This is a genomic window from Nitrospirota bacterium (assembly GCA_016214845.1).
In the GTDB taxonomy this organism is placed as follows: Bacteria; Nitrospirota; Thermodesulfovibrionia; order UBA6902; family UBA6902; genus SURF-23.
The window spans coordinates 30,257-44,131 of record JACRMS010000011.1 but is presented as its reverse complement, the minus strand read 5'-3'; the positions used below and the strand labels follow the sequence as shown (position 1 = coordinate 44,131).

The 13,875-nt window shown below is 47.8% G+C and carries 13 protein-coding genes; all 13 read right to left on the bottom strand.

All coding sequences use genetic code 11. The annotated features are described in order from the left end of the window. Positions 1 to 95: 95 nt before the first annotated feature. A complete protein-coding gene (locus tag HZB61_03030; GenBank protein ID MBI5055576.1) occupies positions 96 to 881 on the bottom strand; it encodes a carbon-nitrogen family hydrolase in 786 nt (261 codons plus the stop codon). A 25-nt stretch (positions 882 to 906) separates the two neighbouring features. Next, positions 907 to 1,812: a sulfotransferase gene (locus tag HZB61_03025; protein ID MBI5055575.1), complete on the bottom strand. Its 906-nt coding sequence runs from the start codon at positions 1,810 to 1,812 to the stop codon at positions 907 to 909. Positions 1,813 to 1,885: 73 nt separating this feature from the next. After that, the gene (locus tag HZB61_03020) at positions 1,886 to 3,235 is read right to left on the bottom strand and encodes an ABC transporter ATP-binding protein (GenBank protein MBI5055574.1); all 1,350 of its coding nucleotides are present in this window, start codon (positions 3,233 to 3,235) and stop codon (positions 1,886 to 1,888) included. Between the two features lie 25 nt (positions 3,236 to 3,260). Then, positions 3,261 to 4,136, bottom strand: a complete 876-nt coding sequence (locus tag HZB61_03015; GenBank protein MBI5055573.1) for an ABC transporter permease — start codon at positions 4,134 to 4,136, stop codon at positions 3,261 to 3,263. 48 nt (positions 4,137 to 4,184) lie between these two features. Further along, on the bottom strand, positions 4,185 to 5,135 hold the full coding sequence (locus HZB61_03010) for a hypothetical protein (GenBank protein ID MBI5055572.1): 951 nt from the start codon (positions 5,133 to 5,135) through the stop codon (positions 4,185 to 4,187). Then, on the bottom strand, positions 5,132 to 6,166 hold the full coding sequence (locus HZB61_03005) for an FkbM family methyltransferase (protein MBI5055571.1): 1,035 nt from the start codon (positions 6,164 to 6,166) through the stop codon (positions 5,132 to 5,134). Before HZB61_03005 ends, HZB61_03010 begins: the two co-directional genes overlap by 4 nt. Before the next feature lie 21 nt (positions 6,167 to 6,187). Beyond that, positions 6,188 to 7,429, bottom strand: coding sequence for a glycosyltransferase (locus HZB61_03000; protein ID MBI5055570.1), 1,242 nt, complete (start codon positions 7,427 to 7,429; stop codon positions 6,188 to 6,190). A 46-nt stretch (positions 7,430 to 7,475) separates the two neighbouring features. Further along, positions 7,476 to 8,309, bottom strand: coding sequence for a dTDP-glucose pyrophosphorylase (locus tag HZB61_02995; GenBank protein ID MBI5055569.1), 834 nt, complete (start codon positions 8,307 to 8,309; stop codon positions 7,476 to 7,478). A gap of 45 nt (positions 8,310 to 8,354) precedes the next feature. Next, positions 8,355 to 9,644 (bottom strand): DUF4910 domain-containing protein, encoded by a 1,290-nt coding sequence (locus HZB61_02990; protein ID MBI5055568.1) that lies wholly within the window; start codon positions 9,642 to 9,644, stop codon positions 8,355 to 8,357. After that, positions 9,638 to 10,183, bottom strand: coding sequence for a dTDP-4-dehydrorhamnose 3,5-epimerase (gene rfbC / locus HZB61_02985; GenBank protein MBI5055567.1), 546 nt, complete (start codon positions 10,181 to 10,183; stop codon positions 9,638 to 9,640). Before rfbC ends, HZB61_02990 begins: the two co-directional genes overlap by 7 nt. A 4-nt stretch (positions 10,184 to 10,187) precedes the next feature. Next, complete coding sequence (locus tag HZB61_02980) at positions 10,188 to 11,423, bottom strand: class I SAM-dependent methyltransferase (protein MBI5055566.1); 1,236 nt, start codon at positions 11,421 to 11,423, stop codon at positions 10,188 to 10,190. Between the two features lie 74 nt (positions 11,424 to 11,497). Beyond that, positions 11,498 to 12,805, bottom strand: a complete 1,308-nt coding sequence (locus tag HZB61_02975) for a glutamate-1-semialdehyde 2,1-aminomutase (protein ID MBI5055565.1) — start codon at positions 12,803 to 12,805, stop codon at positions 11,498 to 11,500. Positions 12,806 to 12,816: 11 nt separating this feature from the next. Continuing rightward, positions 12,817 to 13,869, bottom strand: coding sequence for an SDR family oxidoreductase (locus HZB61_02970; protein MBI5055564.1), 1,053 nt, complete (start codon positions 13,867 to 13,869; stop codon positions 12,817 to 12,819). Between the last annotated feature and the right edge of the window lie 6 nt (positions 13,870 to 13,875).

The following is a 13,875-nucleotide window of genomic DNA, read 5'->3' as shown; positions in this document are numbered from 1 at the left end:
TCCCTCCTTGATTATTAATTGTTAGTGTAGTTAAGAAAAAGTTAGTTGAAGTGTGAATTTAATTTTTGACAGATTATTTATCAATTCAGATATGATTAAGACAAAACAACCGGATTGACCGGACGCATATCACTTAAAAACGGAAACCTCAGACGCGTTTTCATGACTTGGCCGGGATCAATTTCGCCAGTGAGAAATTCTTCTTCCCCCCCCGAGCATATCTTCTCTCCGGATGGGCCGAAAATATGCGAGTCCCCCGGATACCGGATGCCGTTGCCATCGGTCCCTGTCCTGTTGACCCCTACCACATAACATTGATTTTCAATCGCCCTGGCTTTCAGGAGCGTTTCCCAGTGGTCTTTTCGTGAAGCAGGCCAGTTAGCGATTACAAATACCGCTTGCACTTCCCTGGCCACAATCCTGAAGACTTCAGGAAATCTCAGGTCGTAACAGATAAAAATGCTTGACGGCATTCCCTCTATATTGAAGGTGACGGCGCTGTTACCGGCAAAATAATACTGCTCCTCTCCCGCAAAGGAGAACGGATGCAATTTTGAATATCTTGCGATGAGGGCTCCGCTGCGGTCATAGACGACTGCAATATTTTCGGCTTTATTGTCGTAATGTGACTTTACCGGAAATCCCGCTATGACATTGACATTGTACTGCTTTGCCAGCTTTGACAATATCGAAGATGTTTCCCCGTTCGCATCTTCAGCAATTGAAGACATATTCATGGAAAAGCCGGTATTGAACATTTCGGGGAAGACAACTGTATCGCATCCCTCATAAGCGGCTTTTTCGATAAATAGCCCGGCGCTGTTGTTGTTTGATGTTTTCGATTCCCACTCGATATTCAGTTGTATGAGGGCTATTTTCATAAAGCTGTTCCTTTTGCGGCCTGTCTTATACAGCAAGCCACTTTGAAAGGTCTCTCTGGATAAGGTCCTGAAGGCCCAAAATATCCTTCCTGTATATCTGGACAAGGTATTTTCGTACCTCCGGTGGAATTGGCTGCCTGACAGGCTTGTTATCTTTGGAATCAAATGAACGGGTCAGCCTGTTCGGGGGAAAATATTTCAATATGCTTTTGATCAAACAACGCGGACTGCTTTCACTGTTATTGATAGCTTCGGTATATTTATTAAAAATATTATCAGGAACGAATGTATCGTCTACATCCAAAAATTTAAAAATGTCTTTCACCACAGCGACAGGGTCATCCTTTAACTCTTCATACAGATATACTTTTACCCTTTCCCTGCTGAAAATTTTCAGATACCGCATTAACTGCGTATAGTAGAACCCTTTACGCGCGTAATGACGGCTGCCTGACCAAATATCCTCCGTATCGATATTCTCTTCATTAATTGCAAGGACGAAATCACTTATCAGCATTTCCCCGCCAAACTCTGCAATATCTAAAAAATAGTTCGAATACGCCCTGTCAACCGGATCACGGAGAACAGCTATAAGCTTTACCTCCGGTATTAATTTGGATATGCGCAGAGGGGCCTCCGGGCTATAAAGATAATGCGGAGACGCTTCTCCGACAGCCTTTTCGTTCTTTACCTGTTGAAACAATGCCGCGTAATCCGCAAAGTTGGTAACTGATCTGCTGAACATTGTTTTATACCTGGCTACCGCTGCCTCCCGGTCGTGTGTATCATTAAAGTCCGGCATCCTGTCATCAAATAAAAAAAACTTGGGTTCCTTTATTCCAGGCATAAATATCTGGGGATGACGTTTTAAAAAATGGTACAGTGCAGTTGTCCCGGACCTTTGGGCTCCTATGATCAAAAAATTCGGCAGGATCATTTTGCTATTTTCTTTTTTGCGGATATATCGTGAAATGTAAAGTTATTACACATTCTTAATGCTCATGCTATCTATTCAACTGTATCTTGCTTCCGATGGGGTTAATTTGAGTTTCCCAGTCCAAATGCGGTCTTACTACTCCATCCTGCCCGCCCATATAGTCTTCAATAGATGAATCACTGTGCAGAGGGTTGACGGCCCTGAACGCGATAGCGTCGTCAACCCGGAACCTGCGCATCGGAGGATTTACGGACCTTAAGGCCGGCGCAACATAAAACATTCCCTCTGCCAGCAAATCCCCCGGGACCCTGGCAGCGCTCACATATCGTCCGGACGGACGGGGGACGCCCTTCCATACCGGATCATTTTCGTAAGATTCGAAGACAGTTATTCCATTTTCATTAATGACCCTGATATATGCGCAGAGTGAATAGCCGGGACGGAGAACTTCATACTCCATCTCAACAACCAACGGTTTGTCTATATTCAAAACGTCCATGATCCGGCCGTCTTCTGTCCGTACCCGGACCGCGCGCAATCTCACAGTATCATCACCCGGCGCATCAGTCAAAACAGGCCATACACGTTCCGGCCTGGTGCCTTTTTCAGAATCCATATATATGCTTACTATATTATGAGACGGGCCGTCCGCCTTAACAGCGCCTCCATTCAATAAGATAGTACGGGGACATAAGCGGGTAACGACCTGCATGTAGTGAGTCACAAAGAGGATCGTTCTTCCATGCCGGCTTACGCTCTCCATTTTACTTAAGCACTTTTTCTGGAATTGAACATCTCCTACGGCGAGCACCTCGTCCACAAGCAATATCTCAGGCTCCAGATGCGCTGCAACCGCGAAGGCAAGACGGACCTTCATTCCGCTGGAATAACGCTTGACAGGCGTGTCTATAAACGTTTCCACTCCCGAGAAGTCCACAATCTCATCAAATTTACGGTCTATTTCTTTTTTTCTCATGCCCAGGACGGTGCCGTTAAGATATACATTCTCCCTGCCTGTCAGTTCGGGATGGAACCCGGTCCCCACCTCCAAAAGACTTGAAATCCTTCCGCGAATTTCAGCGTGTCCGCTTGTCGGATTTGTGATCCGGGAAAGAATTTTCAGAAGGGTTGATTTCCCGGCGCCATTCATTCCGATGATGCCGACTATCTCACCCTGCTTCACCTCAAAGGAGACATCCCGCAGCGCCCAGATAATATCCGCCGGACTATTACCGGCGGGATTCAATTTTACATCGTCAAAGTTGTAAAGAGAGCGATGCCTGCGATAGTTCTTGACAGGGCTTTTTATAAAATCAAATACATTTCTGGCAAGACTGTCATTAACGTTTTCATTCAGACCAATGCGGTAGCACTTGCTTAAATTTTCTGCTCTGATTACTGTTTCTCCACTGTTCATTTCATTCCTTTAGAAGATTTTCTCATTAAATCACGTCAACAATGATTCTTTCCATCCGCTTAAAATACCAGACCCCGCTGACAACAAGAATAAAAGAAGTAATTGTTCCAGGCAGAATATACAGCCAGGGAATGGATGTGCCTAACAAACATGACCGGAACCCTTCCGTTACTCCCACAATAGGATTCAGTGAATATATCAGGCGGTATTTTTCAGGAATCGATGATGCGGAATATACTATGGGCGCGGTGTAGATCAACATTTGAATCACAAACGGCATTGCGTGTCTTACGTCACGGAAGCGGATGGCAAGAGAGGACAACCACAGACCGATGCCGGCGGGAATAGACGCCATCAACAAAACAAACAACGGGAATAAAAGCAGGTTCCATGTGGGGGGAACATGATAGTAAAGCATAGTGAAACAAATAATTATCATGGATATCCCGAAATCAACCAGCCTGGAAAGTACAGGCGTAAGCGGGAATATCAACCTGGGGAAGTATACCTTTCCCAGCATACCCTGCCCGGCAACCAGGCTTTCACTGGATTCTGATATCGACTGAGATATATAGGTCCAGGGGACAATTGCAACACTCGAAAAAAGAAAATAAGGCACGCCTTCCGTAGGCAATTTGGCAACTCTCCCGAAAATAATGCTGAAAATAACGATCTGAATAAGAGGCCTCAAAATTGCCCAGGACAGACCCAGCACGGTTTGGGCATATAATACTTTAATACTGCGCCATGCAAGGGAAAAGAACAGGTCCCGGTATTCTTTCAGCTCCCTGAAGTCGCGCATTCCCCAGCCGGATTCAGGTTTGATAATAGTTACTGCAGCGCTCCCGCTATCTATGTTTGAAGTACCTGTTTCCGGTTTTCTTTCAAATGACTTGACCATTATCTTTCCACTCCTCATTCTTTACAACAATTCAATCCATATCCCTTGTCACTTCTGCTCACGCCATAAAAATCCGTCTACGCACGCCAGCCAGGTCCCGTCAGCCAATCGATGAGGGTCCACATGATGCATCCCTCCGCTGTTCCAGATGTCACTGCCAGCCGACAACAAGGGCCCCGCTGTAACCTGTTTTTCCTTGTATGCAGCGGGAGACAGCTCCTGAATCTCAAAGACATGCACCTGACTGCCATATACCGGAAAAACATCCTGAGCAAAGCGCATAAGCTGTCCGCCGGCACATACTATTCTGCCGCCTGGTCTGGCAGTGTGCGGACTGGATTGCACCGGACTTAGCGGATGTTCAACCCACGTTCCCATAAGATCTTCCGAATGGTACAGTCGCAGTGAAGGTGATTTGTAGCTGGCCCCTGCGTCCGTAAACAGCCACCATTTACCGTTATGCCTGACAATGGAGCTGTCCGCAAAGCGCTCTCCGCAGAGCATATTGCCGATACATGACCAGTCGTCAGGAAAATTGCGGGCCTTGTACAGCTTCACTCCCCCGCTTCTCCAGGCCTCGGGGATCATGTAATATTCCTTTTGCCATTCAAACACATACGGATAAGACATGTGAAAAGGCTCAGCCAGAATGATTTTCTCATACTTCCAGTCCAGCCCGTTTGCGCTTGTGGCCAACCCTATCTCACCCCGGCCGGTTTCCCCGTTTAATACTTCGAAAAACATGAACCATCTGCCGGACGAGTGGACCATAAACGGATCGGCAATGTATCTTGCCCTTGCGTCTGATACATGAGCTCGTGACAGCACAGGATTGCGCACATCAGCCACCGGTTTGATTGAAACAGGTGAGTCTCCTTTGTAAATTCCTATGGACCATTCCTGTTTTCTTTCAGGAGCAGCAGCCGATTTTTTATGCCTGCCTCTTAGATGATTTATGATCTGCCTGATTGCCAAATCCACAACAACCTCATTTGTCATGCTTGTGCCGGAATGGCAACAATGTCCCGTTCCCGCGTGGCATCTAAATCTTCAATCAACCTGCGCTCCGAAAGATTATCAATATAGAAGAAATGCCGGTAGCCAAGCTCAAATAAAAGCTTCTTGAAGGCCGTGACTGTCACCTCGGCGCTGTGCAAAGAAGCCGGGTTAATTTCTATCCGGATCACGGGTTTCCGGGCGCTGATCATTTCCCTGGCTCCATTCAAAAAAGCGTACTCGCTTCCCTCGATGTCCAATTTAAGAAAAATCCTGCCCGGATAACTGCGCCAGTCGAATGCTTCATCAAAACGCTTCAGAAGGACCCTGACTGTCTGATGCTTATGCCTTGCTGATAAAGATGAAAAAATCCCGGCTTCACCTGAATTGAAATTTGGAATGTAAAATTCGACCGAGTCATTCCTGTCACCGCAGGCGATCTGATGCACCTCGTACCTGCTGTATTGATTTAAGGAAAGGGACGTCTCCAGCAATTCAGCTAATCGCGGTTGAGGTTCAATTGATATGACCAGGCCATTTGCCCCAATTAACTTACTGGCAAGGATAGAGTAGCTGCCATGATTGGCCCCCACATCAATGAATGTATCGCCTGCTGACAAAAAATTGCTCAGGAGAGCAGTATTATTAAGCAGCTCGCTTATGACCTTGAAGCAGCGTGGGTCCAGCAGGTTGATACAAACTTTATACTCAGGCAGGTCTAATTGCATTGAGTCACTCAAGCGGAAAAACTGCGCAAGGCGTGATACCAGGCTGAAGGCTGTTCTTCTAAACTTACTGTTCTCTTTATCATTACTGAAACCCGTAAAAACAAAGAATGGTACAAACAGGCGATAAAGAGGCGGCAGTTGGCGCTTCAGGGACGGCTCTGATATCCATGACAGTATTTTTTCCCTGAAAAGATAGTCTCCCGGCTCTTCCTTCCTCAATGCTGAAGCAGCATCTGCGACTGTCCTGTGGACCCTTGTGATTCCCGGGATCTTTTTTATATTTTTCTTCAATTGTTCCTTATTCATAGGATGATCATATGGTCAACTTTAGTTTCTCCGGTCCTCTTTCAAATAAATTGAATTGCACACTTCAATAAAGCGTTGGGCCCAGAGATTTATGTTATATTCTTCCACGGCAATTGAACGGCACTGCCGGCCCATTTTTTCTCGTTGCTCTTCGTGTTCAAGGAGTTGAATAATGCCGCTCCTGAAATCTTCAGCATTTTCGGGCTCGGCCAAATATCCGGTGATGCCGGGCCGCACATGGTCGGTAACTCCTCCGACACGGAAGGACACCACCGGGGTGCCGCAAGCCTGGCTTTCGATTGATACCAGACCAAAGGTTTCAGCCCTGGTTGGAAAAAGAAAGAGGTCCGCAGCGGAATAACAGAGCGCTTTACGGTTATGATCGCTTACATATCCGAGATCAACTGTCTGCATGCCGATATCATTGGAGATATTCCTGCCTCCATTGCCCATAAGCAACAGCACGGTTTCAGATTTTAAAGATTCCGGCAGGCCTGCTAAAGCCTCCAAAAGCAGATCTCCGCCTTTCAGGAAATCGTCCATCCTGTCAGATGCAAACATGAGGACTTTTTTGCCTGGCGGGATCCCAAGCTCAAGACGGCATTGTCCCGGATCAAGTGGGTGATAGATATCCGTATCTATGCCGTGGGGGATTTGATGTATGGGGAAACGGTTGAGCATACTTTTCTTGACCTGCTCAGTCAGCCAGTTACTTGTAGTGATAATAGTCAGATTCGAATGGCTGTATGCCCGGTCTTTGAGCATCCATTCTATGCGTGTGGCGTCTCTTCTTACCGGAGGATTAATAGATAACCGGGGACATTTTCCGCATCCGGTTCTCCACCGGTCGCAATCAAGGCTGTGAAAGCAATGCCCGGTAAAACTCCACATACTTGAAACTGTAAAAATAGCCGCCTTCCTGCTTGTTAATTCCGGGAACGCAAGATAGGAAGCAGTTCCGCGCGCGGTACACACATGAAGGATATCGAACTCCAATTTCTTTATGGCCCTGGCAAATCCGGAGGTAATCGGGTTGGGAACATGGCTCAACCCGAAGAAATCTGCACTCTTCTTAAGCGAGTAAAAAAATGTTCTTTCCATTAAATTAGGCCTTACATTCAATTTAATAATCTCAGATGAATTATTTTTTTCACTCTTGCAGAGAACTGTTGAATCAATGCCGGCCTTTCTTAAGGCAAGATGACGGTCAAAAACCGCGCCGTAAGCACCTCTATCGTGCTGTATTACATTTAATATTCTCATGGTAACTGTTCTATCAGCAAGATACATTGCCGTCCTGAAAATTTCCTCATTGCTTTAAAAACCCTTCCGGCATTTCGCTTGTTATCCTGACAGCGCTGAACAGATCTTCGGGAGTTCCGATATCAAGACAGGAGCCGTCCTCAAAAAGCACGGAATCCACCTTCATGTCGTCTAACATCGCGGACTGGATCACATCACTGATATACAATTCTTTCTCATGGTCCTGGTGATTGTTGTTTCCCTGCCTGGTCAAAAGATACTCGTGCATGTAACGTGTGAAGGCGGGCGTCCAGACGGCGATCTCCCACGCGTATACCAGATAAGTATGGTCCGGCTTTATCTGGATTGAACGTATCCGTCCGCTGTCATCCATGTCAACCATATCGGTCTTGTGCGGCTTGGGCGCGGGAAACAGCCCCAGCACTATGTCGGCTTTGGATTCAGACTGTTTGATAAGCAATTTTTCAAAGGCGTGGTCCGGGTGAAAGATCGAGTCGGGGAAACCCAGCGCTATTATAGCGTCTTCTACAAAATGGAACGCCTGGTCCAGGGTATAAGGTATCCCGGTCTGCGAATCCATCATCAGATATGAGAGGTGCATGTCTACTATTTTCCCGTTGCCGAAATACGCTGGAATGTCCCATTTGCCTTCACGCAGGACAATATATGCCCTTGTAATATTTGCCAGGCGCATTCTCTCCAGAAGATAGTGGCTGATCACTTTCAACTGCGGGCCGTTATTCTGTTCATTGTTCAAAAAACCGACCGGCAATAATTCCTTGCTGCACGGCAGACGGGAAAGCCTCGATGCCTTTCCACCCGCCGGTATCAGCCCTATGACCTTACGGTGATTATTTCCGTTTTGTAAATAATGGTTCATATTCAAAAATCCTTTCTGCTCCCGTTACGCGTTACTCGTCACTGATCAGATTTCTTTAAGCAGATTATTTTTCAGAAGGGCAAGCGATGCGTTTCTGATTATATCGAATTCCATTCCCGACCTCTCCGCGATATCCAGAAGCGTATGCCGCCCGTCTGAAAGGTTCAGCGTCCACAACATCGCCATCTGATCAACAGCGTTATGATTTTGTCCGCCTGTTGCAGAATAAAGTCCTCTCTTGCCCAGTTGCGGTTCGCACTTTGGATTGGTATTAAGGTACATCCGGTTGTCTTCAAGAATGCTGAGCACCGACAGATATTTTGAAAGTGTGTCCGCCAGATATACTGGACGCACAAAATCACAATTATCAGCCGACGTGTGGTATTCAGGATATTGACCGTGCGGCGTCCTCTGCAGGCAGCCGACAGGAAGGCTGAAGCCCGGAGAGCAGTACTGTCTTTCATCATAACCATAAGGAGTGAAGTCCATTATCTCGTAAGGGTCTCCTGAGTGCTTAAGCACATGTTCTGCGGCTTTATCTATTTCAGCATTGCCGGTGCGGCTTCTTTTGTACGTGACTTTGCCGGGATCACCTGCGCATGTGACAACCAGTCCGTGTCTGATATTTGGTATGCGCTGCTCGTTTCTTGACAGCCATGTAATGGAGCCGATTGTGCCGGGGATGAAAAGGAGGCGATAAGAGTAACGCAAGAAAAGCGCGCTCAGGTGTTTGCCCAACACTGTTGTAAGCGCCACCCCGGACAGGTTGTCGTTGCATAGAGAGGGATGACATGAATGGCATGACAGCAGGACCTCCTTTGATGTCTGTCCCTTGATATAACATTCTCCGTAAGTCAGATGACCTTCCTCAAGTGTGGAGTCAATGAGAACTTCATAGGTGTCTTCCTGAAGCTCCTGGAATTTTCTGTGACTCATGCAAAAGCCCCAGTCCTCTTTGTAGTACGAAGTCCTGTAAGGTATCCATTCAGGATGTTCCGGCAAAGTGTGCAGGTGCTGCCTTAATTCAGACAGCGGCATCTTCGAACATACCGGCACACTGTAACCCATGACATGCAGATTGGATTCCCGGAAATCAATTATCCTCTCGCCCTTTGAATTCTTGACGTACGCGTCTTTTATGTTCCATTCTTTTGGCACTGTCCAGTCAAACACCTCTGTGCCTGTGGGGACCTCATGGACTTCGACGGGGATGTACTCCCGAAGAATTCTGAGCGTTTCCCTGAAGCCGTCACCGGTGATACTCCGGCAAACGGGATACAGCCTGTATATAAGCTCCTTCATTTCATGCGCTGTTGCGTCCGGGTTGATCAGCATATTAAAGCTAAAGAACAAAAATCCGGATAAGCCCGGTCCCTGTCCGATATTACCCTCACATCAAAGGGCCACTGGATGGAAAACGCCGGGTCATCCCATCTCACTCCCCTTGCAGATTCGGGACAGTAATATTCCGACATCTGATATAAAACTTCGCTGTCGTCTTCAAGTGTGAGAAAGCCGTGGGCAAAACCTTTAGGGACATAAAGCATTTTCCTGTTTGCGGCTGTCAGATCTACGGAAAACCATTTCTTATATGTCTCAGACTCTTGCCGGAGGTCAATGATTACATCACAAACAGCGCCGTGGGTGCATCTTATCAGCCTGGCCTCTCCGCGCGGCACAGCCTGATAATGCATACCTCTCAAGGTCCATTTTTTATTGTTGAAAGATACACTGCACTGCACAAGATCGGGGGTTAAACCCTGTGCCTCAAATTCCCGCCTGCACCAGGTCCTTGCGAAAAAACCACGTTCATCATTTAACCTTTCCGGCTCAATGATAAAGGCACCCTTTAATTTTGTTTCCGTGAAGATCATTCTGCTAAAAAACCTCTACTTCAGGGATCAGCACCACGAACTGTCCGCCCCATTCGCGAATGTGGGACATCTGCTTCATGATCTCGTCTTTCAGGTTCCACGGGAGGATGACCAGGTAATCCGGCCTTATTTCATTTATCTTCTCAGGCCCGCAGATCGGGATGTGGACGCCAGGCAGGAAATGCCCCTGCTTGTGCGGACTCCGGTCAACTGTAAAGTCTATGAAGTCAGACCTGATGCCGCAATAATTCAGAAGTGTGTTGCCCTTTGCGGGCGCGCCGTAACCCGCAAAAGATTTTCCCCGGCTTTTATCATTGATCATGAAATTCAGGATATTTCTCTTGGTCGCCTTTACTTTTTCGCCGAACGACAGGTAGTGTTCCAGCACGGTCAAACCGTAATCATCTTCCTTGCTGATGAGATCGCTTACGCTTTGGTCTTCAGGCCGTGAATCATCCCCTTTGTGACAGGCAAATATCCTCAGGGAGCCGCCGTGGGTCGGCAGTTCTTTCACGTCGAATATTTTCAGACCGTGCGCCGCGAATATTTTATTTACTGCTATTAAAGAAAAGTATGAATAATGTTCATGGTAGATAGTATCAAACTGGTTCTCTTCCATCAGCCGCATTAAATGCGGGAACTCCATCGTGATGGTCCCGCGCGGCTTCAGGATGATCTTCATGCCTTTGACAAAATCATTGAGGCCCGGCACATGCGCCAATACATTATTGCCTATCAGGAGGTCCGCGTATTTGCCCTCTGCCGCCAATTCCGCGGCCGTCTGCGTGCCAAAGAATTTTACAAGGGTCGGTATCCCGGCATCCTGCGCCGCTTTTGCGACGTTCTTAGCGGGCTCTATCCCTAACACCGGCACTCCGCGTTGTTTGAAGTATTGAAGCAGATACCCGTCATTGCTGGCGATCTCAATGACACGGCTTTCACCGTCAAATCCGAATTTGTCTATCATCAGATCTGTATAGTCCTTTGCGTGTCTCAGCCATGATTCCGAATAAGAAGAGAAGTAAGCATAATCACTGAAGATATTTTCCGGTGACTGCATCTCCGGCAATTGGACCAGACAGCATTTCTCGCAGACATATGTGTGCAGGGGATAAAAAGCCTCTGCCTGCTGAAGCTGTTCCGGCCTCAGATATGAATTGGCAAGCGGCGACATGCCCAAATCTACAAAGGTATATCTCAGCTCGTTGCCGCAAAACCGGCATGAGTAGTTATTGTTCATAGTGGACTCCTTTTTGTTGGTCGGCATTTCGGATTCACTGACTTCAATGAAATGGCAGAAGTTATAGACCACCGCTAATTGTGCCTGCGCCACACCGGTTTTACAGGCCTTCCCGTGAAATATTTATCTATGCCTTCATCCAGCGCCTTGCGGTAGATGTATAAAACTTCGTAAAAGGCATCTATTGTCCTGTCAATATCGGCATCGGTGTGAGAGTAGCTGACGACAAGACTGGTGGCCATGATGCCGCGTTTCATTGTTTCGTGCAGGAGCAATGTCCTGAAGGCCTGAGAAGGCTTCATATCTTTATCACGCGTTGCATATACAAGACAGCAGGGTTTTCCAATGATCTCGAAAAAACCGTTAAGCCTGTGTTCATCAATGGCCCTGTTGATCCCTTTCGAGAGCCTCTCACCCTGAAGCCAGAGGAAATCTACGACCGGTTCCCGTATATATATCCTCATTGTCTCAAGGGCGGCTGCCAGAGAATGGGTCTCCGCGCCATGCGTTAAAGAAAGCAGGAAGACACGTTCCCTGTTATGGCTAAGCCCGCCTAACTGCATCAACTCTCTCTTGCCTGCCAATGCCGACACGGAAAAGCCGTTGCCCATGGCTTTGCCAAAGGCTGACAGGTCCGGGGTTATATTGTAATAGCCCTGTCCCCCTCCGTTGTTCCAGCGGAACCCTGTGATCATTTCATCCAGAACAAAAACGGTCCCGTTCTCTCTGCAGATCTTCTGCACTTCATGAAGGAAATTATTTACCGGTTCCTTGTCCTTTTCAGGCTCCATAATTAAACAGGCGATCTTGCCGTGATGCTGCTGAAAAAGTGTTTTAACGCTTTCGATGTCGTTATATTTAAACTTGACCGTCAAGTCCTGTACGGCCTTTGGAATACCTGAAGACATCGGCGTGGTCCCGATAAACCAGTCGTCTGCGGAGAAAAAAGGATGGTCCCCGCAGATCGCGGCAATATCCCTGCCCGTATAGGCCCGCGAAAGTTTTATCGCCGCGCTTGTGACGTCCGATCCGTTCTTGCCGAACTTCACCATCTCGGCCCCTTCGATCAGGCTTAACAATTCCTCCGCGCACTCAAGCTCGATCACCGACGGCCTGTTAAAATTACTGCCAAGCAGCATCTGCCGGCACGCGGCATCTACAACCGTCTTGTACGCGTGTCCCAGCGTGACGGCGCGGAGCCCCATGCCGTATTCTATAAATTCATTTCCGTCCGCGTCCCACACATGACAGCCCTCGCCTCTGACAATGTACGGCAGCGCGAATTCCGGGAACTGATCGTCCCCTTTGGCATAAGTATGCGCACCGCCGGGGATGATCTCATGAAACTTCTTCTTGAGTGCGCCGGATTTTGAAAAATCCATGATTATCTCTTTCACCCGTTCGTTGCCCATTCAAGGTCCTCCGTCAATAACCCCCGCTCTCTTAAGTGATTGAGCGCCTTCAGTCTCATAAAGTTCGAGTTGCGGAAATTACCGTTACTGAAGTGCATTGCCTCAAGGCCCTCTTTTAATTCCCTGACCGTTGTCTTTATATCAACTACGGGCTGATGGTCCGGGGCCAGTTTTCTGAACAGTTCAAAGTTCACCCTGTAAGAACGCTTGTCCGGCTGCGCATCCTTGTTAATTGAAACATCCACACCCGGAATTACAGCCGCAACAGCCTCCGCAAGTTCCTTGACCTGAAAGTTCCATTCATCGCTGCCGACATTGACGGCAAGAAAGTCTCCGCCGTTGCGCGGGTCCCTGCTTACCGCCCAGTCTATCGCCTTTGCCATGTCCTTTATATTTATTAGCGGCCTCCACGGCGTTCCGTCGCTTAAGATGGTGATCTTCTTTGTAGAGACTGCGCACGCGACAAAGTCATTCAGCACCAGGTCCAGCCTTAACCGCTCGCTAAAGCCGCACGCTGTGGAGAACCTTAGTGAAGTTACTTTAAATTTATTGTCCGCCAGATTTTCAAGGTCCCTTTCAGTTGCGACCTTTGATCTCGCGTACGCGGTAAGCGGATTAAGCGCAGACCTTTCGGTGCGCGGCCCGTCATCCGCTGCGCCGTACATGCTGCAGCTTGACGCGTACACAAAACTTTTTACCCCGGCTTCTTTCGCTTTCTCTGCAAGGCTGATGCTTGCAAGATAATTGATGTCATGGGTCACCTTTTCAAAAGTATTGCCCATCGGGTCGTTTGATATTGCCGCGAGGTGCACTATTGCGTCCACGTCTTTAAGTATGTCCATTTGAAGTTTTCGCACGTCCGCGAAATACTGCATATCAACCCTGCACTCGGGGAGTATTTCCGCGTTTGTCAGGCAGCTCGCAAAATATCCCGTGTCCAGTCCCGCCAATACAGCGCCGGGACAAGAAGCCCTCAACCGCTGCACTACGCACGGCCCGATGTAACCCATGTTTCCGGTAATCAATATCTTCATTTCTTC

Excerpts from the sequence above, each read along its gene's own strand:
- HZB61_03020 (MBI5055574.1), bottom strand. The coding sequence starts at position 3,235 with ATGAACAGTGGAGAAACAGTAATCAGAGCAGAAAATTTAAGCAAGTGC.
- HZB61_03005 (MBI5055571.1), bottom strand. The coding sequence starts at position 6,166 with ATGAATAAGGAACAATTGAAGAAAAATATAAAAAAGATCCCGGGAATC.
- HZB61_02975 (MBI5055565.1), bottom strand. The coding sequence starts at position 12,805 with ATGGATTTTTCAAAATCCGGCGCACTCAAGAAGAAGTTTCATGAGATC.
- HZB61_02970 (MBI5055564.1), bottom strand. The coding sequence starts at position 13,869 with ATGAAGATATTGATTACCGGAAACATGGGTTACATCGGGCCGTGCGTA.
- HZB61_03000 (MBI5055570.1), bottom strand. The coding sequence starts at position 7,429 with ATGAGAATATTAAATGTAATACAGCACGATAGAGGTGCTTACGGCGCG.
- HZB61_03015 (MBI5055573.1), bottom strand. The coding sequence starts at position 4,136 with ATGGTCAAGTCATTTGAAAGAAAACCGGAAACAGGTACTTCAAACATA.
- rfbC (MBI5055567.1), bottom strand. The coding sequence starts at position 10,183 with ATGATCTTCACGGAAACAAAATTAAAGGGTGCCTTTATCATTGAGCCG.
- HZB61_03010 (MBI5055572.1), bottom strand. The coding sequence starts at position 5,135 with ATGACAAATGAGGTTGTTGTGGATTTGGCAATCAGGCAGATCATAAAT.
- HZB61_03030 (MBI5055576.1), bottom strand. The coding sequence starts at position 881 with ATGAAAATAGCCCTCATACAACTGAATATCGAGTGGGAATCGAAAACA.
- HZB61_02990 (MBI5055568.1), bottom strand. The coding sequence starts at position 9,644 with ATGCTGATCAACCCGGACGCAACAGCGCATGAAATGAAGGAGCTTATA.
- HZB61_02980 (MBI5055566.1), bottom strand. The coding sequence starts at position 11,423 with ATGAACAATAACTACTCATGCCGGTTTTGCGGCAACGAGCTGAGATAT.
- HZB61_02995 (MBI5055569.1), bottom strand. The coding sequence starts at position 8,309 with ATGAACCATTATTTACAAAACGGAAATAATCACCGTAAGGTCATAGGG.